This window comes from Pseudomonas sp. 2822-17 (assembly GCF_002742485.1).
GTDB lineage: Bacteria > Pseudomonadota > Gammaproteobacteria > Pseudomonadales > Pseudomonadaceae > Aquipseudomonas > Aquipseudomonas cyclaminis.
In genome coordinates this window covers 1-229 of record NZ_LJRZ01000093.1, presented here as the reverse complement: position 1 = coordinate 229, position 229 = coordinate 1, and the positions used below count along the sequence as shown (strand labels likewise).

General features: G+C 38.9%; 1 protein-coding gene. It reads right to left on the bottom strand.

Going from position 1 to position 229, the window contains the following annotated elements; translation table 11 throughout:
* Nucleotides 1-229, bottom strand: a 229-nt coding sequence (locus AOA60_RS01100) for a substrate-binding domain-containing protein (RefSeq protein WP_158235004.1), incomplete at both ends; no start/stop codon positions are given.

The window sequence follows — 229 nt, the reverse complement described above, 5'->3', positions numbered from 1 at the left end:
TCATTATATCATCTGCTACAATGAGAGCTGTTGGCCTTTCTCCTAACGACATTAATTCAATAACAGCCTCCTGACCACCTTCTTGTAACTCTTCATGAAAGACAACATAGTCATCTTTTAAGGTTAAACCTGAGTTTTCTAGAGCATGGCGATATCCTTCTAAGTGATCGACAGTTACTACGAAGTCTAACTTACCACCAATAAAGGCAATCTTCTTGTGGCCTAATAG